The 22,479-nt window shown below is 64.3% G+C and carries 21 protein-coding genes; 3 read left to right on the top strand and 18 right to left on the bottom strand.

Annotation, left to right across the window (positions count from 1 at the left end; genetic code table 11):
* Nucleotides 1-2: 2 nt before the first annotated feature.
* From trbG to PCQ86_RS15975, 18 genes are all read right to left on the bottom strand, one after another.
* A complete protein-coding gene (trbG, locus tag PCQ86_RS16060; RefSeq protein ID WP_270174188.1) occupies nt 3-983 on the bottom strand; it encodes a P-type conjugative transfer protein TrbG in 981 nt (326 codons plus the stop codon).
* Nucleotides 980-1,684: a conjugal transfer protein TrbF gene (trbF, locus tag PCQ86_RS16055; protein WP_003056121.1), complete on the bottom strand. Its 705-nt coding sequence runs from the start codon at nt 1,682-1,684 to the stop codon at nt 980-982. Before trbF ends, trbG begins: the two co-directional genes overlap by 4 nt.
* An 18-nt stretch (nt 1,685-1,702) precedes the next feature.
* A complete protein-coding gene (gene trbL, locus PCQ86_RS16050; RefSeq protein WP_270174187.1) occupies nt 1,703-3,055 on the bottom strand; it encodes a P-type conjugative transfer protein TrbL in 1,353 nt (450 codons plus the stop codon).
* Nucleotides 3,052-3,378 carry a hypothetical protein gene (locus PCQ86_RS16045; protein WP_003056123.1) on the bottom strand — a complete coding sequence of 109 codons (327 nt, stop codon included), beginning with the start codon at nt 3,376-3,378 and terminating at the stop codon, nt 3,052-3,054. Before PCQ86_RS16045 ends, trbL begins: the two co-directional genes overlap by 4 nt.
* A gap of 11 nt (nt 3,379-3,389) precedes the next feature.
* Nucleotides 3,390-4,145, bottom strand: a complete 756-nt coding sequence (gene trbJ / locus PCQ86_RS16040; RefSeq protein ID WP_003056124.1) for a P-type conjugative transfer protein TrbJ — start codon at nt 4,143-4,145, stop codon at nt 3,390-3,392.
* Complete coding sequence (gene trbE, locus PCQ86_RS16035) at nt 4,142-6,613, bottom strand: conjugal transfer protein TrbE (RefSeq protein ID WP_003056125.1); 2,472 nt, start codon at nt 6,611-6,613, stop codon at nt 4,142-4,144. Before trbE ends, trbJ begins: the two co-directional genes overlap by 4 nt.
* A 14-nt stretch (nt 6,614-6,627) precedes the next feature.
* The gene (locus PCQ86_RS16030) at nt 6,628-6,900 is read right to left on the bottom strand and encodes a VirB3 family type IV secretion system protein (protein ID WP_003056130.1); all 273 of its coding nucleotides are present in this window, start codon (nt 6,898-6,900) and stop codon (nt 6,628-6,630) included.
* Nucleotides 6,897-7,283: a TrbC/VirB2 family protein gene (locus PCQ86_RS16025; protein WP_003056137.1), complete on the bottom strand. Its 387-nt coding sequence runs from the start codon at nt 7,281-7,283 to the stop codon at nt 6,897-6,899. Before PCQ86_RS16025 ends, PCQ86_RS16030 begins: the two co-directional genes overlap by 4 nt.
* Nucleotides 7,280-8,329, bottom strand: coding sequence for a P-type conjugative transfer ATPase TrbB (gene trbB / locus PCQ86_RS16020; RefSeq protein ID WP_003056138.1), 1,050 nt, complete (start codon nt 8,327-8,329; stop codon nt 7,280-7,282). The genes PCQ86_RS16025 and trbB overlap by 4 nt, the downstream gene beginning before the upstream one ends.
* On the bottom strand, nt 8,326-8,790 hold the full coding sequence (locus PCQ86_RS16015; protein ID WP_003056139.1) for a ribbon-helix-helix protein, CopG family: 465 nt from the start codon (nt 8,788-8,790) through the stop codon (nt 8,326-8,328). Before PCQ86_RS16015 ends, trbB begins: the two co-directional genes overlap by 4 nt.
* On the bottom strand, nt 8,787-10,796 hold the full coding sequence (locus PCQ86_RS16010) for a conjugal transfer protein TraG (protein ID WP_270175462.1): 2,010 nt from the start codon (nt 10,794-10,796) through the stop codon (nt 8,787-8,789). Before PCQ86_RS16010 ends, PCQ86_RS16015 begins: the two co-directional genes overlap by 4 nt.
* A gap of 218 nt (nt 10,797-11,014) precedes the next feature.
* On the bottom strand, nt 11,015-11,287 hold the full coding sequence (locus PCQ86_RS16005) for an EexN family lipoprotein (RefSeq protein ID WP_009523287.1): 273 nt from the start codon (nt 11,285-11,287) through the stop codon (nt 11,015-11,017).
* A 35-nt stretch (nt 11,288-11,322) separates the two neighbouring features.
* Nucleotides 11,323-12,216: a LysR substrate-binding domain-containing protein gene (locus PCQ86_RS16000; RefSeq protein ID WP_009523286.1), complete on the bottom strand. Its 894-nt coding sequence runs from the start codon at nt 12,214-12,216 to the stop codon at nt 11,323-11,325.
* 69 nt (nt 12,217-12,285) lie between these two features.
* The gene (locus tag PCQ86_RS15995) at nt 12,286-15,474 is read right to left on the bottom strand and encodes a CusA/CzcA family heavy metal efflux RND transporter (protein WP_270174186.1); all 3,189 of its coding nucleotides are present in this window, start codon (nt 15,472-15,474) and stop codon (nt 12,286-12,288) included.
* Between the two features lie 16 nt (nt 15,475-15,490).
* Nucleotides 15,491-17,089 (bottom strand): efflux RND transporter periplasmic adaptor subunit, encoded by a 1,599-nt coding sequence (locus PCQ86_RS15990; RefSeq protein WP_270174185.1) that lies wholly within the window; start codon nt 17,087-17,089, stop codon nt 15,491-15,493.
* Nucleotides 17,090-17,091: 2 nt separating this feature from the next.
* Nucleotides 17,092-18,417: a TolC family protein gene (locus tag PCQ86_RS15985; protein ID WP_270174184.1), complete on the bottom strand. Its 1,326-nt coding sequence runs from the start codon at nt 18,415-18,417 to the stop codon at nt 17,092-17,094.
* 167 nt (nt 18,418-18,584) lie between these two features.
* A complete protein-coding gene (locus PCQ86_RS15980) occupies nt 18,585-18,938 on the bottom strand; it encodes a hypothetical protein (protein ID WP_083840419.1) in 354 nt (117 codons plus the stop codon).
* Between the two features lie 206 nt (nt 18,939-19,144).
* Nucleotides 19,145-19,480, bottom strand: coding sequence for a DUF4148 domain-containing protein (locus tag PCQ86_RS15975; RefSeq protein ID WP_009523282.1), 336 nt, complete (start codon nt 19,478-19,480; stop codon nt 19,145-19,147).
* Between the two features lie 144 nt (nt 19,481-19,624).
* On the opposite strand from PCQ86_RS15975, the gene PCQ86_RS15970 reads away from it, so the two are divergent.
* The 3 genes from PCQ86_RS15970 to PCQ86_RS15960 all read left to right on the top strand — a co-directional run bounded on the left by PCQ86_RS15970 (nt 19,625) and on the right by PCQ86_RS15960 (nt 22,477).
* Nucleotides 19,625-20,311 (top strand): heavy metal response regulator transcription factor, encoded by a 687-nt coding sequence (locus tag PCQ86_RS15970; RefSeq protein ID WP_009523281.1) that lies wholly within the window; start codon nt 19,625-19,627, stop codon nt 20,309-20,311.
* Nucleotides 20,312-20,439: 128 nt separating this feature from the next.
* Nucleotides 20,440-21,630: a heavy metal sensor histidine kinase gene (locus PCQ86_RS15965; RefSeq protein ID WP_009523280.1), complete on the top strand. Its 1,191-nt coding sequence runs from the start codon at nt 20,440-20,442 to the stop codon at nt 21,628-21,630.
* A gap of 92 nt (nt 21,631-21,722) precedes the next feature.
* A protein-coding gene (locus PCQ86_RS15960) for an IS5 family transposase (RefSeq protein WP_270174183.1) occupies nt 21,723-22,477 on the top strand; the annotation gives its coding sequence in 2 pieces (ribosomal slippage) (nt 21,723-22,056 and nt 22,056-22,477; 756 coding nt in all).
* Nucleotides 22,478-22,479 lie beyond the last annotated feature (2 nt).

Here is a 22,479-nt window from a genome sequence, read left to right as displayed (position 1 = left end):
GGTCAGTTCCTTCGCGTGCCGTCCGTGCGCTCGATCCGCACCACGTCGCCCTTGTCCCCGCCCAGGCGCAGCTCGGCCGCGCCGAACAGCCGATCCACGATGTAGTACGGCGAGCGAAAACGGTAGTTCACCAGTTGCCCGTCGCCCTGCACACCGATCACGAACAGTGGCGGCAGCTCGCCCTGGGCGATGCCCGGCGGAAACTGGATGTAGACCTTCTCGCCATCGTCGAAAGCGCGCAGCGGCTTCCACGGTGGATTGCTGCCGCTGACCGCGTAGCGAAAGCGGATCTTCTCCAGCGACAGGCCCGCATCGACCGGCGCGGCGGCACTGGCCGCCTGCGACTGGCGCTGCAAAGCCAGCATCTTGTCCTTCGGGTACTCCCAGGACACCGATGCCATCCAGGTCTTCTCGGTCGAGGTCAATTCCAGCAGGTACGTCCTGCGGCTGGTCGTGATGACCAGATTGGTCTTGAGGCCCGAGCGGATCGGCTTGACCATCACATTGACGCGCAAGGCATCACCGCTGCCGCTCGATGCGTCTCCGACGATCCAGCGCACGGTATCGCCAGCGGCCACCGTCACCAGTTCCTCGCCGGGCTGGAGCGCGATCACCGTCACGCGGCCCACGGCCGCATAGACCTGATACAGCGCGCCATCGGTGAAGGGCCAGACCTGGATCGCGTTGACGTAGCCCTCGCGCGTGGGCGCAATGCGCGCCTCGGCGTTGGCGCGGGACACACGCACGGTTTCATCGGCGGGTTCCGGCGTGGGCTTGGCATCCGGCACAGGTTTCATCTGCGCCGGCATCGGCAGCACCTGCGGCACGGCCACCACTTCCACAGGCGCAGGCGGCTCCGGCAGCGGCTGCGCCTGCGCCGGCTCATCGAGCGAAATGGACGGCGGCGGCTTGCCCTGCGTGGCGCAGCCCGCGAGGGCAAGCAACATGATCGGCAAGGCGGATTTACGGAAAAGATCATTCATGGTTTTGCTCCTTCGTTAGCTTCCAGTTCGCGGCTCCACGACAGCCCGTTGACGTAGATGCCCAGGGGGTTCTTGCGCAGACGCTGCTCGGTGCGCGGGGTTTGCAGCACCGTGGAAATCACCGCGTTCCAGCGTTCGGTGCGATCCAGCGCGCCATTGACGAAGCGCGTTTCCGTCCAGCGCACGTTGAAAGACGTGTCGCTGGCGCGGGTCACGCTGGTGATCTGCACCGTCACCGACTCCTTGCCGATGCGCGCGAACGGGTCATTCGTGCGGGCGTACTCGTTGAGCACGACCGCGCCTTTGTCGGTCGTGTAGTCGTAGGCATCGAGCCAGTTCTGCCGCACCACGATGGGGTCGATGGACAGCGAGCGCACCAGGCCGATGAAGCGGCCCAGGTGGTAGGCGATCTGCGCATCGCTGGGCTTGTAGGGCGTGGCGGCCTCGCCGACAGCGCGCACCTGGCCCGCGTTGTCCACCTCGATAACGTAGGGCGTGACGATGGACTGCGCCGAGCGCCAGACTAGGCCGCCCGCCATCAGCACGGCCAGCGTGAGGCAGCCAAAGGCCATGAAGCGCCAGTTTCTGGCCTGCACGCGGGCCGAGCCGATGCGCTCGTCCCAAACCTGGGCGGCGGATTGATACGGAGTAGCAGGCTGTGGCGTATCGGCGTAGCGCACCTGCGGTCGTTTGAATCGCATGGGAGTTCTCCTTGAAGATCAGGAATCGGAATCGCGCAGGCTCGGGCCTTGGCTGGAGCTGCCGCCATCGCCGCCGCGCAGCGTGTGGGCGGCGGTCGTCGCGGCATGGGTGAGCTGCTGCCTGCGATGCAGGCGCTTGGCCCAGGCGGGTTGCGCGGTGGATGGGGTTGGCTCGTTTGCAGCCTGTGCGGCACCGCCCCCTGACGCCGATCCGGCGTCATCGGGCCGGAAGGCGGCGGCGACACGCTCCTTCATCGAGCGCGCGCCCTCAGCCACCTTCTGCCCGGTCGCCTGCGCGCCGGTCTTGGCGACATTGCCGACACCAGCGGCAGCGCCCTTGAGGCCGCCGCCGGCGGATGCAGAACCCGCCTGAAACGCCGACCGCGCGCTGCTGGCGGCCCCAGTGGCGGCACGCGCTCCGCTACCGGCCAGCTTGGCGGCTGCGGGCGCCATGCGCGCCCCGGCGGCGACTGCGCCGCCGACGCCCGTAGCCGCAGCGCCCACGGCAACAGCAGCGCCGGCCGCGCCCAGCGCCGCACCGGCCATCGCACCTGCGCCGAGCTGCGGGCTGCCGGACACCAGCCCGGTTGCAATGCCCGGCCCGAAGATGCCCAAGGCCAGCAGCGTCAGCGAGGCCAGCATCACGACCACGGAGTGGTCGATGGATGGTTCGGCGGGCTGTACCTGAAACTCGGCGAACAGGCCCGAGCCGATGCCCACGATCACCGCCAGCACCAGCACCTTGATGCCGGACGACACCACGTTGCCCAGCACCTTCTCGGCGAGAAATGCGGTCTTGTTCCAGAGCGCGAACGGCACCAGCACGAAGCCGGCAAGCGTGGTCAGCTTGAACTCGATCAGCGTGATGAAAAGCTGGATCGCCAGCACGAAGAAGCACAGCAGGACGATCAGCCAAGCGAGGAACATCACGACGATGGGCGTGATGTTCACGAAGACTTCGGGGAAGCCCGCCATGTCGCCGATCTGTTTCAGGATCGGCGCACCGGCGTCGATGCCGACCTTCGCCAGCCGGCCCGGTTGCAGGAAGTTCTCCATGCTCAGGGTCGAGCCGCTGGCCGTCAGGCCCAGCCCGGCGAAGGAGCGGAACACGATGCCAGCCAACCAGTTGAAGTTGCCGATGATGTAGGCGAAGGCGCCGACGTACAGCACCTTGCGGATCAGCTTGGCGATCACGTCCTCGCCCTGGCCGGTGGCATGGCTCATCGCCCAGAACAGCCCGGCGAGCGTCATGTCGATGACGATCAGCGTGGCGGTCAGAAACGCCACTTCGCCGTGCAACAGGCCAAAGCCCGAGTCGATGTAGCGCGAGAAGGTGTCGAGGAAGCGGTCGATGACCGTCACGTCGTTCATGGCGAGTCCTCCTGCCCAGGCAGAGCGATTGCCGCGCTGCCATCGGCGGGTTCATCGAAGCTGGGCGGGATCGGCGGCAGGTCGGCCAGCGTCTGGTACTCATTCGGCCCGGCCTGGCCGGAGAGAAAGCGCCGCAGGTCGGCCTGTGCCACCTGCGCGCAAAACGCGCCGTCGTGCGCGCCCGCGCGGCACTGCGCGCGCAGCGCGTGCAACCGGGCCGGGTCGGCGGCGAGCGCATTCACCGACACTTGCTGCGGCCGGTCACAGCCGGCCAGCACCAGCGCATGAATGGCGAAAGCAAACACGACGGGCGTGCGTTGCATGGCAGCCTCCGTCAGCGGTTGTAGAAATTGACGGGCTGCGGCGTGTACGGCGTGCCTTCGCCCAGGAAGCGGCGCGTCACTTCGCGCCCGCGCTCCGTGGCCGCCGCCTGCCGCGCCAGTTCCAGCGAGGCCGCGCGGTCTTGCGTGATCTGGAGCCGCTGCGTCTGGATCGACTGCTTGGCCTGCAAGGCCAGCAACTGGTTCATGGCCTGCATCGCTTGCAGCGCGCCCTCGGCCGACTGGCTCTTGCCCACGAGGTCGGCCAGCACGCTTTCGTCGTCGCTCAGGTTCTGCGACGCCTGGGCCTGCATCTGCATGGTCGTTTGCAGGCCGTTGAGCGTGTTCTTCCAACGCTCCTGCGCATCGAGGTACATCTGATTGCCGCTCACCGTGGCGGCGTACTTCTCGGGATACAGGCGCACGAATTCGCGGTCGATGCTTGTCACTTCGTAGGCCAAGCCCTTGGCCTGCGCGATCAGTCGCTGGGTGGTCGCCAGGTTCGCGCGCAACTGGCCGACCACGCTGGACGGCAGGCTGGCCAGGTTGCGCGCCTGGTTAATGAGCATCTGCGCTTCGTGCTGGAGTTGCTGGATCTGGTTATTGATCTGCTCCAGCGTGCGAACGGCGGTGAGCGTGTTCTGCACCAGATTGGTCGGGTCGAGCACGATGTCGCCGACGCCGAACAAGGCGTGGGCGGGTTGCGCGATGCCGAATGCGAGCACGCAGGCGGCGGTCAACGCGGCGAGCTTGGGGGTATGCAATTTCATAGTTGGTTCTCCTGGGGGTGGTCAGCGGTACGGAGGGAACCCGGCGCGTAGCCGGGGAACGAGGGCAGCAGGTCGGCCGCCCAATCGAGGCCGCGATGGCGCAGCCAGGCGCCCGCGAAGCCGGGCACGCCGGCGTCCTGCGGCACGCGGCCAAGAACCTCATCAATGGCGCGCTGGTCTTGCGGCGTGGAAGCACCCGCGAAGGCCAGCGTCGCCGGCCCCAGGTCGAGGTCGAACACGCGGTTGCCGAGGCGGGATTGGTAGTAGTAGTCGCGCTTGGGCTGCGCGGTGGCGACGATCTCGATCTGCCGGCTGTTGAGGCCGAAGCCCTCGTAGATCGCGCGAATCTGCGGTTCGGTCGCTTGCGGGTTCGGCAAGAAAATCCGGCTCGCGCAGCTTTCGATGATGGCCGGCGCGATGGCCGAATCCTTCACGTCCGCGAGCGACTGCGTGGCGAAGATGACACTGACGTTCTTCTTGCGCAGCGTCTTGAGCCACTGGCGGATGCGCGCCGCAAACACCGGGTCATCGAGGAACAGCCAGGCTTCATCGAGGATCAGCAGCGTGGGCGCACCATCCAGCCGCTCCTCGAAGCGCGCGAACAGGTAGCGCAGCACCGCGAGCACAGCAGCCTTGCTGTGCATCAGCTCCTCCATCTCGAACGCCTGCACGTCGGATGTGCCGAGGCGGTCGTGGTCGGCATCCAGCAGCCTGCCGTGCGCGCCGCCCAGGACGTAGGGCGCGAGTGCCTGGCGCAAGGTGTTCGATTGCAGCAAGGCCGTCAGGCCCGTGAGCGTGCGCTGCTCCACCGGCGCGCTGGCCAGGCTCCCCAGCGCAGACCAGATGGCCGCCTTCTCGTCCGGGCCGACGGCCGCGCCTTCGTGCAGCAGGCGGCCTTCCACCCATTCGCTGGCCCAGGTGCGGTAGCCCTCTCGGTCGATGCGCGCCAGCGGCTGGAAGGCGATCTCGTCGTCCGCGCCCAGGTCGTAGTGCTCGCCGCCCATGCCCAGGATGGCCGCGCGGATCGAGCGCCCCATGTCGAAGGCGAAGATGCGCGAGCCGCGATAGCGGCGGAACTGCATCGCCATCGTCGCCAGCAGCACCGACTTGCCCATGCCGATGGGGCCAACCACCAGCGTGTTGCCCACGTCGCCGATGTGCGTCACCAGCCGGAACGGCGTGGCGCCGTCTGTGCGCGTGACGATCAGCGGCGGCCCATCGAGATGCGCATTGCGTTCCTGGCCGGCCCATACCGCCGACACCGGCATCATGTGCGCCAGGTTCAGCGTCGAGACGATGGGCTGGCGGACATTGGCGTATGCGTTGCCCGGAATGGACGACAGCCACGCATCCACGGCGTTGAGCGTTTCGGGGATGGTGACGAAGCCGCGCCCCTGGATGACGCGCTCCACCATGCGCAGCTTCTCGTCGGCAACGGCGGCGTCCGCGTCCATGACGGTGACGGTCGCCGTCAGGTAGCCGAAGGCGACCTGATCGCTGCCCAGCTCCTGCAAGGCAGCATCGGCGTCGGCGGCCTTGTTGTTGGCGTCGGTATCGACCAGCGGGCTTTCCTGCTGGAAGATCGTCTCGCGCAGCAACGCGATGACGTTCTTCCTTTTCGCAAACCACTGGCGGCGCAGTCGGGCGAGTTCTTTTTCCGCCTCGGCTTTGTCGAGGCACAGAAAGCGCGTACTCCAGCGATACGCGAAGCCCAGGCGGTTGAGGTCGTCCAGAATCCCCGGCCAGGTCGAGGTCGGGAAACCGCGCACCGACACCACGCGCAGGTGCTGGTCGCCCAGCATCGGCGCCAGGCCACCGACCAGCGCGGAATCGGTCAGCAGCGCGTCGATGTGGAACGGCACTTCGGGAACGCCGACGCGGTAGCGGCGCGTCGAGACGGTCGAATGCAGGTAGGTCAACGTCTGGCTGTCATCAAGCCAGGCGATCTCCGGCATCACGCCATCGAGCAGGTCGAAGATGCGATCCGTTTCAGCGACGAAGGCGTGCAGCCGCTCGCGCCAATCCACGCCTTCGGTGGGCCGGTTTTCGTACAGCAGGCCCGCGGCCCGAGCACGGGATTCCTCGGACGGCAGGTAGGCCAGCGTCAGGTGATAGCCGCTCTCGAAGTGGTTGCCCGAATCCTCGAAGGCGGCGCGGCGTTCTTCATCGACCAGCCAGGACAGCGGTTCGGGGAAATCGGAGTGCGGGTAGTCGGCGGCAGACCGGCGCTCGGCTTCGATGAACAGCGCCCAGCCCGAACCCAGGCGGCGCAGCGCGTTGTTCAAGCGCGCCGATGTGGCGATCAGCTCGCCTTGCGTCGCGCTGTCGAGGTCGGGGCCACGAAAGCGCGCCGTGCGCTGGAAGCTGCCGTCCTTGTTCAAGACGACGCCCGGTGCCACCAGTCCGGCCCAGGGCAGCCAGTCGGCGAGCAAGGCCGGTCGCTGGCGGTATTCGGCGAGGTTCAGCATCGCGGCGTCCTCCCCTACACGTCCAGCAGCGGGCGGTGCTTGATGTGCCGCGCGAACACGGCCATGAACTGCGGATCGACGCGCGCGCCCCGCATCGCCAGCGAATGGCCGACGATCCAGAGCACGACACCGGGAATCCACAGTTGCAGGCCTAGCCCGACAGCGGCGGCCAAGGTGCCGTTGGCGATCGCCACGGTGCGCGGTGCGCCGCCCAGCAGGATCGGCTCGGTGAGCGAGCGATGCAGCGGCACCTCGAACCCGGCCGCGAAGGTGTCCGGGGCACTCATACGACGGCCCCGCCCGAGAAGCTGAAGAACGACAGGAAGAACGAGGACGCGGCGAAGGCGATGCTCAAGCCGAACACGATCTGGATCAGCTTGCGAAAGCCGCCCGACGTGTCGCCGAACGCGAGCGCGAGGCCCGTGGCGATGATGATGATGACCGCGACGATGCGCGCCACCGGCCCCTGGATGGATTCAAGGATGGATTGCAGCGGGCCTTCCCACGGCATCGAGGAACCGGCGGCCTGTGCAGTGCCCGCAAGCAGCAGCATGAAGGCAGCGAGCATCAAGCCTTGCATGGCCGGGCGGGCCAGGCCATCCAGCCGCGCGGGACTGGAGCGGCGGGAAAGCGGATTTACAGAAATACGGAAAGCATCAACGTGCGTCATGGCAGTTCTCCAGAAAGGTCGAGGGATGGGGAAGTCGCCGCAGCGGGTGCGGCATCGGGAAGTGGCGGCAGCTCGGGAAACGGCGCGTCCATCGCATCCGCCAGTCGGTAACCCACGCCGTCGAAGCCGACGACGCGGGCGATGCTCTCGATGCGGCGCTTGCGTCCGCGCCCGGCGATGTGGATCACCACGTTGACCGCCTCGGCGATCAGCGCGCGGGGCGGGTTCACCGCCACTTCGAGAATCAGTTGCTCCAGGCGCAGCAGCGCGCCGAGGGCGGAGCCGGCGTGGATCGTGGCAATGCCACCCGGATGGCCCGTGCCCCACACCTTGATGAGATCCAGCGCCTCGGCGCCGCGCACCTCGCCCACGACCACGCGGTCAGGCCGCAGGCGCATGGACGAGCGCACAAGCTCGGTCATCGACACCACGCCTGCGCGGGTGCGCAGCGGAACGTGGTCGCGGGCCGCGCATTGCAGTTCCACCGTGTCTTCGAGCACCAGCACGCGGTCGCCCGTGGCGGCGATCTCGGCCAGCAGCGCATTGGCGAGCGTGGTCTTGCCGCTGCTGGTGGCGCCGGCGATCAGGACGTTCTGCCGCTCGCGCACGGCACGAACGAGAAAGCCCGCCTGCGCGCTGGTCATCATCCCGTCGATGACGTACCGCTCCAGCGGAATCACACCGATGGCGCGCTTCCGCAGCGCGAAGGCCGGCCCTGGCGCGGCGGGCGGCAAGATACCCTCGAAGCGTTCGCCGGTTTCGGGCAGTTCGGCGGACAGTAGCGGCTGGCCGCGATGGACTTCTGCGCCAACGTGGGCGGCGACAAGGCGGATGATTCGCTCGCCGTCCGCCTCGGACAGCTCCACGCCCATCGGTGCGCGGCCCGATGAAAGCCGATCCACCCAAAGGGTGCGATCAGGATTGAGCATGACTTCCACCACGTCCGGGTCTTCGAGCGCGGCAGCGATCAGCGGCCCCATCGCCGTGCGCAGCATCTGAATGCGGCGGTCGAGCGAGGTGGCGAAGGACGAAGGTGCGACGCTCATGAGGCGCGCTCTTGCGCTTCGGCAACTGCCGCCGCGTCATCCATCCGCGCCGGGTCGGGGTGCAGTTCCTCCACCACATCGCGCACCAGGCTTCGACCGCGCAGCAGGTGGCGACCCAACTGTTCAACGAACTGCTCGAAGCGCGCTTTGCCCTGTGCGCGTGCCGCGTCTTGGTGCGCCTCGGGAACTGGCGTGCTGACCGTGAGGTAATAGCGGATGAACAGCGCCAGCGTTTCGATGGCGATGTTCTGGTCGCGCTCCATGCGCTCGGCCTGGCGCGAGAGGCGATCAAGCCGCTTGGCAATCGCTGCCTCGCGCTGGTCGGCAGCATCGGGCGACAGCCACGATGCGAGCGCCGCCGCGACGATGCTGGATTTCGATACGCCTTTCTTGGCGGCCAGCTCGTCCAGACGCTTGGCATGCTCCGGCTGGATGAACAGGTTGAGGCGGTAGTGGCTCATAGCTCGATTCCGTCGTTGGGGTCGAGGGAAGCCAGCCGGGCCGTGCGCTGCATGGCCGGGTCAAGCTGGCGAGGAAGGGGAAGCGGCAGGTCGTCATCGTCATCGAGCAACCCGAGGTCGGCTGCGGACGCGGCCAGCTCGGGGTCGTAGGCGACGGCTTCGGAAAGTTCGGGCTGACGGCGCGGTCCGCCGTCGTCGGCCGAACCCAAGTGCTCCAGGCCATCAGTAGGTGCAGTGGCCGGTGCGGCAGGCACGGCGGGAATCGCCAGCCCGCTCCAGTCGTCGGCTCGCGAGGGCGGAACGTCGGCATAGCGTCCGGCCGCAAGCACGGGCGGCGGCAGCACGCGCCGCTTGAAATTGGTGTCCGCGTAATAGCGCAGCTTTTTGGCCTTGATCGGCGCCACGCTGGACACCATCACCACGGCTTCATCCGGCGGTAACTGCATCACTTCGCCCGGCGTCAGCAGTGGGCGCGCGGTCTCCTGGCGCGACACCATCAGGTGGCCCAGCCACGGCGCGAGCCGGTGGCCTGCGTAGTTGCGCTGTGCGCGCAGCTCGGTTGCAGTGCCCAGCGTTTCGGAGATCCGCTTGGCCGTGCGTTCGTCGTTGGTGGCGAACGTCACGCGGACATGGCAGTTGTCCAGAATCGAATGGTTCTGCCCATACGCCTTGTCGATCTGATTGAGCGACTGCGCGATGAGAAAGCTGCGAATGCCATAGCCCGCCATGAAGGCCAGTGCCGTCTCGAAGAAGTCGAGCCGCCCGAGCGCCGGGAACTCGTCAAGCATCAGCAGCAGCTTGTGGCGGCGCTCGATGCCGTCGGAGCCATCGAGCGATTCCGTCAGCCGTCGCCCGATCTGATTGAGGATCAGGCGGATCAGCGGCTTCGTCCGCGAAATATCCGAAGGCGGCACCACCAGATACAGCGATACCGGATGCTCGGCCGCGATCAGGTCGGCGATGCGCCAATCGCACCGCGACGTGACTTGGGCCACCGTGGGATCGCGGTACAGGCCGAGGAACGACATGGCGGTGCTCAACACGCCGGAACGCTCGTTGTCCGATTTGTTGAGCACTTCGCGCGCAGCCGAGGCCACCACCGGATGAGGCCCATCGCCGAGGTGCGGCGTGGTCATCATCCGGTGCAGCGTCAACTCGAAGGGGCTGGCCGGGTCGGAGAGGAAGTTGGCGACGCCGCGCAGCGTCTTGTCTTCGCCCGCGTAGAGCACATGCAGGATGGCCCCGACCAGCAGCGCGTGCGAAGTCTTTTCCCAGTGATTGCGCTTCTCCAGCGCACCTTCGGGATCAACCAGAATGTCCGCGATGTTCTGCACGTCGCGCACCTCATGCGCGCCGTGTCGTACCTCCAGCAGCGGGTTGTAGGCCGCTGACTTCGCATCGGTGGGGTTGAACAGCAGGCAATGCGAGAAGCGCGAGCGCCAACCGGCGGTGATCTGCCAGTTCTCGCCCTTGATGTCGTGGATGACAGCGGATGCGGGCCAGGAAAGCAGCGTCGGCACCACCAAGCCCACGCCCTTGCCCGAGCGCGTGGGTGCGAAGGTCAGGACGTGCTCCGGGCCTTCGTGCCGCAGGTACTGTTGGCGATGCAGGCCGAGGAACACGCCCGCAGGGTGGTCAAGGCCCGCCTTGTGAATGTCCTCCACATTGGCCCAGCGGGCCGAGCCATAGGTCGTGACCAGGCGCGACTGGCGCGAGCGCCAGATCGACATGCCGATGGCGACCACAACCGCCAGTAGGCCACTGCCGCCCGCGATGGCGCCGCCGGTATCGAACACGCGCGGCGCGTAGGCATCGAAGAAGAACCACCACTCGAACAACCGCCACGGGTGATAGACCGGTGTGTCCAGGAAATCGAACCACGGCGAGCCCAGGCGTAGTTGGTAGCCCAGGGCCGCCGCTGTCCATTGCGTGGCGCTCCACACCCCAGCGATCACGATGCCGAACACCACGGCAATCTGACCGAACAGCACGTTCGTTCCCTGCATCATCCAGCCTCCGATCGCAGCACAGGCATGTGCCGCCCTCGTGAGGATCAGTGCCGCTGGGCGTGCCGGTCAAAGACCGTTATCGGCAGGTTGATGCCGCAAAAAACATGGTTTCCGGCAGGGAAGAACTGGGGCGAAAGACCGCCACAATGAGCGCGCTGCTGCGCAGCGCGCAAAAAGGCGCAGGCACGCGCAGGTGCGTTGCGGCAAGCCGACCATCAGAACTTCGGCGGTTCCTTCGGTGGCGTATAAGGCACCTTGCCGTCGCCCAGGAAACGTCGGTTCGTCGCCTCGGCCACTCGGTTGCACAGCACGTCGCCCATCGTCGGACGATCCGTCTTGCACTGCTGGCGCAGTTCTCGCAAACGCACGGGGTCAGCAGCCAGTTCCTCCACGCTGGGCACGGCAGCGGGCTTGGACGGCTCAGACTTGCCGCAGGCGACCAGCAGAACTGCTAGCGACGACATAGCGATGATCTTGGATAGGTTCATGGCTTGAATCCTCCGAAGTGAAACGGGGCCAATGGCTAAGCGTCTCCCGGTCCCAGGGCTTCGACCCGCTCGATAAAGCGGGCTAGCGCCTGCGACGGCTCGGCGTCGCGGCGCAGCAGATAGGTAGTGAGCATGGGCGACTTTCCCGCGAGCGGTCGGCCCACCACGCCCGGCTCGCGGCTGGAAGCGATGTGCGCGGCGCCTGCGAGCCCTAGCGCCAAGCCGGCCGACACGAAAGTCATCATCACGTCGAACGTGGCGACGTACTGTTCGATCAAGGGCTCCCGGTCCTGCTTGCGCAGGATGCGGTCGATCTGCTTGGCATGGCCTTCGCAAACTGCCGGGTCGCCCAGCACCAGGGGATGTTGCAGCACTTCATCCAGCGGTACCCGCTTGTGGGCCAGTAGTTCATGGCGCGCGGGCATGGCGACCATCAGCTCATCCTCCCAGGCGGGTTCGATGATGATGCCGTCGCCCACCTCGTCGGCCATCGAGAAGCCCACGTCGTATAGATCGTCACGCAGGCCGCTGAGCTGCTGGGCCAGCGGCACCTCGAACAGGCGGATCTCGATCTCCGGGTCTTCCTCGCGGCAGCGCGCCAGCAGCGCCGGCAAGCGCGAGGGGGTGATGCCGTCGGACAGCGCCACGCGCAACCGGCCGTGAAAGCCATTGGCCGCTGCCTTCACGCTCTCACGCGCCTGGTCCAGCGCCAACAGCACGCGAGGCGCGTTCTCCATCAGCAGCTTGCCCGCAAGCGTCAGGCGCGTGCTGCGGCTGGTACGCACGAACAGTTGTGCGCCCAACTCTTCTTCCAATTCCCTGATGGCGCGCGACAGTGGTGACTGTTCGATATGCAGCCGCTCCGCAGCGCGGGCGAAGTGCAGCTCCTCGGCAACGGCCAGAAAGTACCGAAGGTGACGAAATTCCATGAGTCGATGTCCCTGTAAAGCTCGAAGGAGTCTGTCGTGGTGCCGTAACGGCGTTCATCGTTGTTCCTTTCAAGCGGTTACGCCCTCATGTGCGGGCTCTGCCGTGACATCCTCTTCTTGCTCGTCCGGGCGATGGGCCAGCCGATACAGAATCGGTAGCACCAGCAGCGTCAGCACGGTGGAAGACAAGATGCCTCCGATCACTACGGTAGCCAGCGGGCGTTGCACTTCCGCGCCTGTTCCCGTGGCAATCGCCATCGGGATGAAACCCAGCGACGCCACTAGGGCCGTCATCAGCACCGGCCGCAAGCGTGTCAGCGCGCCTTCGCGGATGGCCGCATCCAGCGGCGTTCCGTCTTCACGCAAGCTGCGGATGTAGGAAATCATCACCAGGCCATTGAGCACGGCCACGCCCGACAGCGCGATGAAGCCCACGGCGGCGGAGATCGACAGCGGAATGTCGCGCAGCCACAGTGCCAGGATACCGCCGGTCAGCGCGAACGGAATGCCGGTGAAGACCAACAAGCCGTCCTTGACGTTGCCGAACATGGCGAACAGCAGCACGAAGACCAACAGCAGCGACACCGGCACGACGATTTGCAAGCGCTGCGTAGCGGATTGCAGGTTCTCGAACGTGCCGCCCCAACTCGTCCAATAGCCCGTGGGAATCTTGACCTGCGCCAGCGCGGCCTCGGCGTCGGCCACGAAGGAGCCCACGTCGCGACTGCGCACATTGGCGCTCACCACGATGCGGCGCTTGCCGTTTTCCCGGCTGACCTGGTTGGGGCCGGGCGCAAGTTCGAAGCTCGCCACCTCGGCCAGTTGGATGAAGTTGGTTCGGCCCTCGGCACCGCCCGTGGCACCCGTTGCGCGCGGCAGCGGAATCGGCAGGCGTTTCATGCTGTCCAGGTCGTTGCGCAAGGACTCGGGCAAGCGAACCAGAATGTCGAAGCGGCGGTCGCCCTCGAACAGCGTGCCAGCCTCGCGCCCGCCGATGGCGGTGGCCACGGTGTCCTGGATGTCGGCCACGTTCAGCCCATAGCGCGCGGCTTTCTGGCGGTCGATGTTCACGGTCAGCATCGGCAAGCCGGTGGTCTGCTCCACCTTGACCTCGGACGCACCGGGAATCTTCTGCAGCATGGACGAGACCTCCTCGGCCGTCTTGTTCAAGACATCCATGTCGTCGCCGAATATCTTCACCGCGACATCGCTGCGAACCCCTGAGATAAGTTCGTTGAAGCGCAACTGGATCGGCTGCGAGAACTCGTAGTTGTTGCCCGGAATCTTGCCCACGACCTCCTGAATGGCCGCCAGCAATTCGTCGCGCGACTTGCGCGGCTCCGGCCACTCGGACACCGGCTTGAGCATGATGTAGCCGTCGGAAATGTTCGGCGGCATGGGGTCGGACGCGATTTCCGCCGTGCCGGTGCGCGCGAAAACGCGGTCGATCTCGGGGAACTTGGCCTTCAGCGTGGCTTCCAGTTGCTGCTGCATCGCAACCGATTGCGAAAGGCTGGTGCCCGGAATGCGCAGCGCCTGGATGGCGAAATCGCCTTCGTTCAGGCTGGGCACGAACTCGCTGCCCATTCGGGTGGCGATCAGGCCGCACAGCACCACTGCCACGGCGGCTGCCGCCAGCATCACTGCTTTGGCCGCCATCACGCGATCCAGCAGCGGGCCATACCAGCGCTTGGCCTGCACGACCAGGAAGTTTTCCGTCTCGCTGACCCGATGGCCGATGAACAGGGCGACCGCTGCCGGGATGAAAGTCACCGACAGGATCATGGCCCCCACGAGTGCAGCCACCACCGTGAACGCCATCGGGTGGAACATCTTCCCTTCCACCCCCGTCAGGGCGAAGATGGGCAGGTAGACCACCATGATGATGAGTTGCCCGAACAGCAGCGCGCGGCGTGATTCCTTCGATGCCAGGAACACCTCGTGAAAGCGTTCCGCCCGCGTCAACGGCCTGCCGTAGTGCGCCTGTGCATGGGCCAGGCGTCGCACGCAGTTCTCGACGATCACCACCGCTCCGTCGATGATGATGCCGAAGTCCAGCGCCCCGAGGCTCATCAGGTTGGCGCTCACCTTGTAATGCACCATGCCAGTGAAGGTGAACAGCATCGACAAAGGAATCACCGTCGCCGTGATGATGGCCGCGCGGATGTTGCCCAGGAACAGAAACAGGATCACGATCACCAGGATCGCGCCTTCCAGCAGATTCTTCTTCACCGTGGCGATAGCCTTGTCCACCAGCACGGTGCGGTCGTAGACCGTCACCGCATGCACGCCCTCGGGCAAGCTGCGGTTGATCTCCACCATCTTCTTGTCCACGGCCTGCGAAACCGTACGGCTGTTCTGACCGATGAGCATGAACACAGTGCCCAGCACCACCTCGCGACCGTTATCCGTGGCCGCGCCGGTGCGCAGTTCACGCCCCAGCCCCACGTCCGCAACGTCACGCACCCGTATCGGCACGCCGCCCGCACTGCTGAGGATAACGTTGCCAATGTCTTCCAGGGTCTTGACTTGTCCGGGCGCACGGATCAGGTACTGTTCGCCGCGCTTCTCGATATAGCCCGCACCCACGTTGCCGTTATTGCGATCCAGTGCCGTCACAATGTCCTGCAGGGTGACGCCCAACGAGGCCAGTCGCTCGGGTATCGGTGAAATTTGGTATTCCTTGGCAAAACCACCAATCGAGTTGATTTCCGTCACGCCGGGCACATTGCGCAACTGCGGTTTGATGATCCAGTCCTGAATCTCGCGCAGATCGGTGGCCGTGTAGGGCTGGCCATCCGGTTTTTTCGCACCATCCTTGGCCTCGACTGTCCAGAGGTAAATCTCACCCAAGCCTGTCGATATGGGCCCCATCGCAGGAGTGATTCCGGGAGGCAGTTTGTCGCGGGCCTCCTGGATGCGTTCATTGACCAACTGGCGCGCGAAGTAGATGTCGGTGCCATCCTTGAAGATCACAGTCACTTGCGACAGCCCGTAGCGGGACAAGGAACGGGTCTGCTCCAGATTGGGAAGACCCGCCATCACGGTTTCAATCGGGTAAGTCACCCGCTGCTCGGTTTCCAGAGGGGAATATCCCGGCGCTTGGGTGTTAATCTGCACTTGGACATTGGTGATGTCCGGGACGGCATCGATAGGTAGCTTTTGGTAGTTGAACACGCCGATGGCAGCCATACCAAAGACCGCCAGCAACACCAACCATCGGTGCTCGATGGCTGCGCGAATGAGTTTTTCAAACATGTGTGTCGCTCCGGTATCAATGGGTGTGTTCGGCAGAGGCTTTGCCAAGCTCTGACTTCACAACAAAGCTGCCCGCCGACGCATACGGTGCCCCGGCTCTGAGCCCTTGCACCACCTCGACGCGCTTGCCATCACTGCGGCCCAACTGCACGGGCTGGGCAATGAATCCCCCATTCACCTTCAAGAACACGACCGGCTTGTCTCCGACGGTCTGAATGGCATCGCTGGCCACTGTCACAGGCACGTCAGCCTCAGAGTAGGTCACTTCCGCATTGACGAACAGTCCAGGACGCCAAGAACCTTTCGGGTTGGCCAATACCACTCGGGCTTTGGCCATACGGGTTTGTTCGCCAATCAGCGACCCAACAAAGGTGATGACGCCAGTAGCGCTGGCATCGAATGCAGTTGCCTTGATGGTCACTTTTTCGCCGACTCTAACCAGCGGCAAGTCCTTGGCTGGCACGTTGATTTCAGCCCAAACCTGCCCCAGATCGGACACGGTAAACACGGCAGCGTCTTCCTTGACGGCTTCACCGAGGCTGAGATGTTTTTCAATCACCAAGCCATCGAATGGCGCGCGCAATTCAAAACGGTTAAGCCCCCCCTGAGAACCTGGGGCCAGCCCCAAAGCGGATAGCTTCTGTTGAGCGTTGGCCACAGTGACTTCCGCCTCGTGCAGCGCTTGCCCTGCTTGCAGATAGTCTTGCTCTGCGGAAATTTTTTGCTCCCAGAGCCGCTTTTCACGCTCGAACGTGGTCTTCGCCAGGGCCAGACGTTTTTGTGCGGTTTGCAGTTCACTGCGTTGCTCAGACGCGGCCGGGCTCGCAATGACAGCCAGAACTTGGCCTCGTCTGACCGCTTGCCCCAAGCTGGCCTGCACGCTCTCGACCACCCCCGCAATGCGTGGCACAACGTGTGACGTCCGGTCTTCGTTCAGGCGAATTTCCCCTGGCAATTGCAGGGCGGACTTGATTCGTGCCGCACCAGCCGTATCGATACCGATGGATGCCGCTTTGATTTGCGCATCACTGAGTTCGACCTTCCCCTCTTCTTGGTTGAGCACGAACATGAAGGGTTCTTTGGCGGTCTGGGCAACGATGCTTATTTCAAACGCGTGCGGCTCCGGCACGACCTCGCGGCTCAACAGGCTGTCCTTGTCAGGTGCGAAATTTAGAGTCTGCTTCTCTCCGGTCAAGCGCGTGATGGTGGCGCTGACCTTGGCTGCGCCGCTGGGTAGAGGCTTGTCCTTATCGAACAACCAGATGCGCAAACGGGGTTCGCCGCCGTCCTCGGCCAGCAACGCTTCCAGCCCGAAATCCCCCTCCTTGAACAGCTTGCCTCCATGCGGCCCCTTGGTCGGGGCCTCGTGGTGCTCGCCGTCCGCATGACCCTTGTCGTGATCGTGTTTGTCTCCACTGGCCTTACCGTGATGCTCACCATCACTGTGTGCCTTGGCTTCGACGTGGCTGCCGTGACCGTGGCCGTCATCTTCGGCTTTCTTGGTTGCTTTGCCGCCGAGAATGGCGCTGCCCAGTACAACGCCCGCCGCAACGATCACGGCGATGGCGATCAGATGCTTCTTGCTGACATTCAGTTTGTTGGCATCGATTTTCATGTTTATTCCTTATTCGCTGGCTGGGTAGCATTTGCGCCAGGTTCGCCGAGCACGCGGTCAATGTCCGCAGCCGTGCGATGTGCCTCAGCCAATGCTTTGAGGTATTGGGACTTGGCGGCAAAGTAGGTGCGCTGTGCGTCCAGCACTTCCAGGTAGTTGAACTTGCCGTAACCAAAGCCCACGGTGGCCGCGTCATAGGCGCTCTTGGCCCCTGGCAGCACCTCTCGCTGCAATATGTCGATCTCGCCGCGAACCGACGCCAGCCGCTCGCGGGCTTGCAACAGCTCTGTGTTGAGGCGCAGATTCAACGCCTGGAGTTCATCCCTCGCCTTGTCTTCACGCTTCAACGCTTCCAACAGATTGCCCTGATTGCGGTCGAACAAAGGCAGCGGCACGGAAATGCCGAGCATTAACTGATTGCGCGCTAACTCGTTCGGACGCTTCACGCCCAGGCTGACCGTGACATCGGGCGTCTGCTTGCTGCGCTCCACGTCGGCCAGCGACCGACGGCGTTCGATCTCCAACTGCGCCCGGCGCAATGCCGATGAGGCCGACAAGCGCTGCTGGATGTCATCCAGCGAAGGGACGTTGGGAAGATCGTCCACGCTGCCCGCTACCTGGGTGAAACGCGGCGGGTTGGCCCCGAGCAAACTGGCCAGCCGCGCGCGGGCACTGCGTTGTTCGCTCTGCGCCTGTGCCAGTTCAACCCGCACGCCGGCCTCGGCCACCCGAGCCTTGGTTTCTTCGACCGGGGACACCTTGCCCGCCGTCACGCGCTTGGCAACGGCATCCGTCGCTTGCCTGGCCAGGTCAACGCTGTCCTGGGCCAAGGCCGTGCGATCCTGGGCGGCCAGCGCCTCAAAGAAGGCGGCAACCACAGCGGCGCGAATTTCAACGCGCCGCGTGTTCAGTTCTTCAACTGCGACGTCACGCCCTCGCTCTGCCGCGGCAATGCGGGCAGCGCGCTTGCCCCCCAGCTCGATGGGCAGATTGATCTGGACGCTTTGCGTGCGGGTTGGCGTGCGTTGGTCTTCGAGCGAGTACGCCAGCTCGGGATTAGGACGTACTCGTCCCTGAATTACCTGGCCCTCCACCGCCTCGATTTCCCGTTGGGCGACAGTTAGGTCAAGATTCGCCTCCAAAGCCAGCGCGACGGCCTTTTGCAGAGTCAGGGGCGTTGCTGCTTCAATCTGCTCTACGCCGTTGGCGCTCTGCCCAAGAGCTGGTGCCGTCGGCAATAACTGAGCGAAAGCCGTCCCCGTCATGAGCGCAAGGAGCAAGCCTGCCGCAACCGCCCTCGCGTTGTAATTGTGAATATCCTTCAGCATCCGATTCTCCAGTGATTTGAAATACACAAGGGAATCGGCGGGGGGGCGATCCAGATGATCGCCAGCAACGTCATCACATCAGCCGCGCGAAGCCGGCTGGATACCGTAGCGCGCCATGCGCGACGGCAGGGGTGAGGACGAAGGGAAAGGAACGCGCTCCCCGCCGATCAGGCGAGGACACGCCACTGAGGGCGCTCTAAACGTTCAGGTGGAGGCGCAGCAAGGTGCTCCGGGGGATACCCCGTATCCAGGGACGGGCTGACCGGCGACGCCAGCTTGACATCCCCTGACAAGACCGAGAAGCACCCGGCATGACAGGACGCGCAATCAGGATCGCCACCCAGGGTCTTGGCCGGATCAGGGCTGGCATCCTGGCCGTCGGCCGCCTTGTGCTGATGCGCATGGTGGCCGAAGTGCTTGGCCGCAGCTCCGGTTTCATGCTGGCAATAACTGGCCACTGCCGCCCAACTGAATTGAAGCGGCAAGAACACCAGCAAGACGATGGCCAGCCATTTGCGCATAGGGGTAACAGTGTAGCAGCTACAGGCTTTACTTTGCCACTCCTCGCTGCTTGGGTTTTCTCAGAGCCCCGTGCGCGTAGCGTGCCTCCTCTCAGGTTCATCCTGCATCAAATCAGAGCCGCTTCGATATTCGGCGAGTTGTGGCCGCTTTGACGACTGAGGCGACACGAGGGGGCGCCACAGCGCAGGGTACGGGCAGCAGCAGGTCAACCGCCGGAATACATTTCGAGCCGCGCACGCCGCGCTTCTGGTGATTCGCTGCGCATCTCATCGACAACCTGCTGGCGCGTCTTCGGCGCTTCGGAACTCTTGATGGGCAACGGTGCTCCACGTTGCAGGATTGCCAGCGTACCGTCCTTGCGGGCTGCCTCGACTTCGGCCATCACCTGGGCGCGTGTCTTGGTACTCTGGAAGTGATCCGGGTGGTACGTGAAGCCCTCCTCGGTGGGGGCCGGATGCCAAATCGAACTGGCCTGGGCCGTCAGGGGGAGTGCCGTAGCCAGGACGATGGCCTTCAAGGCAGCAATATGGGTCAGTTTCATTTCATGGTCCTTTCCATTGCTAAGTACAGATAATCGATATGCCCGAAGGCATGAGGACAATGTAAGAACCGGCACCGAACGGGAGTAAAACGTGCAGATGACAATTTGGACAGGTTGCGAGAGACCGCGGCAGGAACGCTGCGCATGAAGCTGCTGCTCGTGGAAGACGAAGCCAAGCTCGCGGACTATCTTCGCAAGGGACTCTCTGAAGAAGGCTATGTGATCGATGTGGCTGTCAACGGCATCGATGGCCTCCACATGGCTTCTGACGGCCACTACGACCTGATCGTTCTCGACACCATGCTGCCGGGCATCGACGGCTTTGGCTTGCTGGCCGCGCTGCGGCAGAACAAGCAGACGCCGGTGATCATGTTGACGGCCCGTCATCGTATCGAGGATCGCGTGCGCGGACTGAAGACGGGAGCGGACGACTACCTCGTTAAGCCGTTCGCCTTTTCCGAACTGGTGGCACGCATCGAGGTGCTGCTGCGCCGCGCTGCTGGTACTGCACCCGCGCCTGATGCGCTGGTGCTGTGCCTTGGGGATTTGCAAGTGGACCTGGCGAGGCGGCGCGCTACTCGGGCCGGCCAGCGCATCGACCTGTCCGCAAAGGAGTTCCAACTGCTGACGCTGCTCTTGCGCCGCAAGGGCGAGGTTCTGTCACGTACCGAAATCGCGGAGCAAGTATGGGACGTGAACTTCGATCACGGTACCAACGTGATCGACGTCGCTGTGCGTCGCCTTCGGAGCAAGCTCGACCTGCCCTTCGAGCGCCCACTGCTGCACACCGTCCGTGGCATGGGCTACGTACTCGAAGATCGGCAGTCGTGAGACCCAGGCGTACCGGATCGCTGGGACGGCGGCTTGCCCGTTGGCTCGCACTTCTCACACTGGTCGGGCTGGCCTTAACCTGCCTGGGCATTTACACCGTCACCGCGCTGAGCTTCAAGGAGCGGCAGATGGACACGCTGCGGCAACAGCAGACCCAGGTGAACCATCTTATTGCCGAGGCAGCAGAGTTAGACAACGGCACGCTCGCACACAAGCTCGACGATGGCATGGTCGGCCGACAGGACATGAAATTGATCCTGACCCGTGCCGACGGCAGCGTCATCTATGCCAGCGCCGGCATTCCAGTGCATCACCGCGTGATCGACATGCGATTCGAGGCTACGACCGGCATCCCCCCCATCCAGGCGGTGCTGAGTCTTGATGTCAGCGAGGACGATCGTGTGCTAGAACGCCTAGCCCGCACGCTCGTCGCCGCCGCACTCGCTGGCGCAGTGGTGATTGCTGCTGGCGGATTTACGCTGGTGCAAATCGGGCTGCGTCCCGTGCGCGACCTCTCGGCTCAGATCCAGGCACTGGAGGCCGATACTCTACACCGGCTTCTGGATGGCTCCGCTCAACCCGACGAACTGGCTCCGCTGGTGGCTCACGTCAACGAGTTGCTGAAGCGTCTGCACAAAGCCTACGAACAACTGGAAGCCTTCAATGCTGATGTTGCGCATGAACTGTTCACGCCGTTGGCGACGTTGATGGGGGGCACTGAAGTTGCTTTGCGCAAAGCACGCGATGCCGACACGTTGCGAGATGTGTTGGGCTCGCACCTCGAAGATCTCCAGCGCATGTCGATGATCGTGCAGGACATGCTCTTTCTGTCGCAAGCCGACCGTGGGGCTGAGGCCCGCCGCGAGCATGTCGCCAGTCTGGCCGGCGTTGCGCGCGCGGTGGTGGAATTGCACGAGGCGGCCATTGAAGAGGCCGGGCTGAAGGTTCGTATCGACGGCGATGCCACCGGCTTGGCCGATGTGCGCCTGTTGCAGCGCGCGCTATCCAACCTGATCGGCAACGCAACCCGACACGCGCATCCGCACAGCACCGTTGTCGTGCAAATCGACCGGCTGGACGGCGAGATCGCCCTGCGGGTGGTGAACGAGGGGCAGACGATTTCAGCCGAGCATTTGCCCAATCTGTTCAACCGCTTCTACCGGGCAGATGCGGCGCGGTCGGATGCCGCCCGCAATCATGGACTGGGCTTGGCCATCGTGGCTGCCATCGCCCGCATGCACGGAGGGCGGACGATGGTCGATTCGAGCAACGGCATCACGTCTATCGGGCTCATGGTGCCCACCCCGCGCGCGCAATAGTCAACGGATCGGGCACCACCAACAGACTGGCTCCACTAGGGTCTGTTGAGAATCAATCTGAGAGGCGTGAATGGATGTGATGCAATAGGAGCATGAGCATTCGATGGGTACTGACAGACGAGCAATGGGCCAAGATGGAGCCGCACTGCCTTGGCAAGCCAAGTGATCCGGGGCGCAGCGGCACCGACAACCGCCGCTTCGTTGAGGCAGTGCTGTGGATTGCCCGCACAGGCAGCCCTTGGCGAGACCTGCCGCCAGAGTTTGGCAAGTGGAACACGGTGTTCAAGCGCTTTAGAGACTGGCTCAAGGCCGACGTATTTCAACGCCTGTTCGATGCAGTGAGCGAGCAGCCAGACATGGAATATGCGATGGTGGATGCCACGATTGTGAAAGTGCACCGGCACGGCCAGGGGGCAAAAGGGGGACTTCGGGCCAAGCCATAGGCCATTCGCGCGCAGGCATGAGCACGAAGATCCTGGCGCTGACGGATGCGTTGGGCAATCTGGTGAAGTTCGTCTTGATGCCAGGGCAGCGCCATGACACCAAAGGGGTCAAAGAGCTGATCGCTGATGTGCGCTTTGAAGCCTTGCTCGCCGACAAGGCCTTCGATGTGAACTGGCTGATCCAGGAGTTGGACAAGCGCGGGGCGCAGGTGGTGATCTCACAGATGCCGCGAAGGAGAGCGCCACTGGAGATTGACCGGGAGATCTACAAATGGCGTCACTTGATCGAGAACTTCTTTGGCAAGCTCAAGGAGTTCAAGCGCATCGCCATGCGTAGCGACAAGACGGATACCAGCTTCGCAGCGATGATCTATCTCGCGGCTGGGGTTATCAACTCTCGGTGATT

Source organism: Diaphorobacter sp. ED-3 (assembly GCF_027625375.1).
Classification (GTDB): Bacteria; Pseudomonadota; Gammaproteobacteria; order Burkholderiales; family Burkholderiaceae_C; genus Diaphorobacter; species Diaphorobacter nitroreducens.
This window is presented reverse-complemented; position numbering and strand designations above follow the sequence as displayed.

Bases quoted from the DNA above. Each gene is read 5' to 3' on its own strand.
- trbG (WP_270174188.1), bottom strand. From the start codon at position 983: ATGAATGATCTTTTCCGTAAATCCGCCTTGCCGATCATGTTGCTTGCC.
- trbF (WP_003056121.1), bottom strand. From the start codon at position 1,684: ATGCGATTCAAACGACCGCAGGTGCGCTACGCCGATACGCCACAGCCT.
- trbL (WP_270174187.1), bottom strand. From the start codon at position 3,055: ATGAACGACGTGACGGTCATCGACCGCTTCCTCGACACCTTCTCGCGC.
- PCQ86_RS16045 (WP_003056123.1), bottom strand. From the start codon at position 3,378: ATGCAACGCACGCCCGTCGTGTTTGCTTTCGCCATTCATGCGCTGGTG.
- trbJ (WP_003056124.1), bottom strand. From the start codon at position 4,145: ATGAAATTGCATACCCCCAAGCTCGCCGCGTTGACCGCCGCCTGCGTG.
- trbE (WP_003056125.1), bottom strand. From the start codon at position 6,613: ATGCTGAACCTCGCCGAATACCGCCAGCGACCGGCCTTGCTCGCCGAC.
- PCQ86_RS16030 (WP_003056130.1), bottom strand. From the start codon at position 6,900: ATGAGTGCCCCGGACACCTTCGCGGCCGGGTTCGAGGTGCCGCTGCAT.
- PCQ86_RS16025 (WP_003056137.1), bottom strand. From the start codon at position 7,283: ATGACGCACGTTGATGCTTTCCGTATTTCTGTAAATCCGCTTTCCCGC.
- trbB (WP_003056138.1), bottom strand. From the start codon at position 8,329: ATGAGCGTCGCACCTTCGTCCTTCGCCACCTCGCTCGACCGCCGCATT.
- PCQ86_RS16015 (WP_003056139.1), bottom strand. From the start codon at position 8,790: ATGAGCCACTACCGCCTCAACCTGTTCATCCAGCCGGAGCATGCCAAG.
- PCQ86_RS16010 (WP_270175462.1), bottom strand. From the start codon at position 10,796: ATGCAGGGAACGAACGTGCTGTTCGGTCAGATTGCCGTGGTGTTCGGC.
- PCQ86_RS16005 (WP_009523287.1), bottom strand. From the start codon at position 11,287: ATGAACCTATCCAAGATCATCGCTATGTCGTCGCTAGCAGTTCTGCTG.
- PCQ86_RS16000 (WP_009523286.1), bottom strand. From the start codon at position 12,216: ATGGAATTTCGTCACCTTCGGTACTTTCTGGCCGTTGCCGAGGAGCTG.
- PCQ86_RS15995 (WP_270174186.1), bottom strand. From the start codon at position 15,474: ATGTTTGAAAAACTCATTCGCGCAGCCATCGAGCACCGATGGTTGGTG.
- PCQ86_RS15990 (WP_270174185.1), bottom strand. From the start codon at position 17,089: ATGAAAATCGATGCCAACAAACTGAATGTCAGCAAGAAGCATCTGATC.
- PCQ86_RS15985 (WP_270174184.1), bottom strand. From the start codon at position 18,417: ATGCTGAAGGATATTCACAATTACAACGCGAGGGCGGTTGCGGCAGGC.
- PCQ86_RS15980 (WP_083840419.1), bottom strand. From the start codon at position 18,938: ATGCGCAAATGGCTGGCCATCGTCTTGCTGGTGTTCTTGCCGCTTCAA.
- PCQ86_RS15975 (WP_009523282.1), bottom strand. From the start codon at position 19,480: ATGAAACTGACCCATATTGCTGCCTTGAAGGCCATCGTCCTGGCTACG.
- PCQ86_RS15970 (WP_009523281.1), top strand. From the start codon at position 19,625: ATGAAGCTGCTGCTCGTGGAAGACGAAGCCAAGCTCGCGGACTATCTT.
- PCQ86_RS15965 (WP_009523280.1), top strand. From the start codon at position 20,440: ATGGACACGCTGCGGCAACAGCAGACCCAGGTGAACCATCTTATTGCC.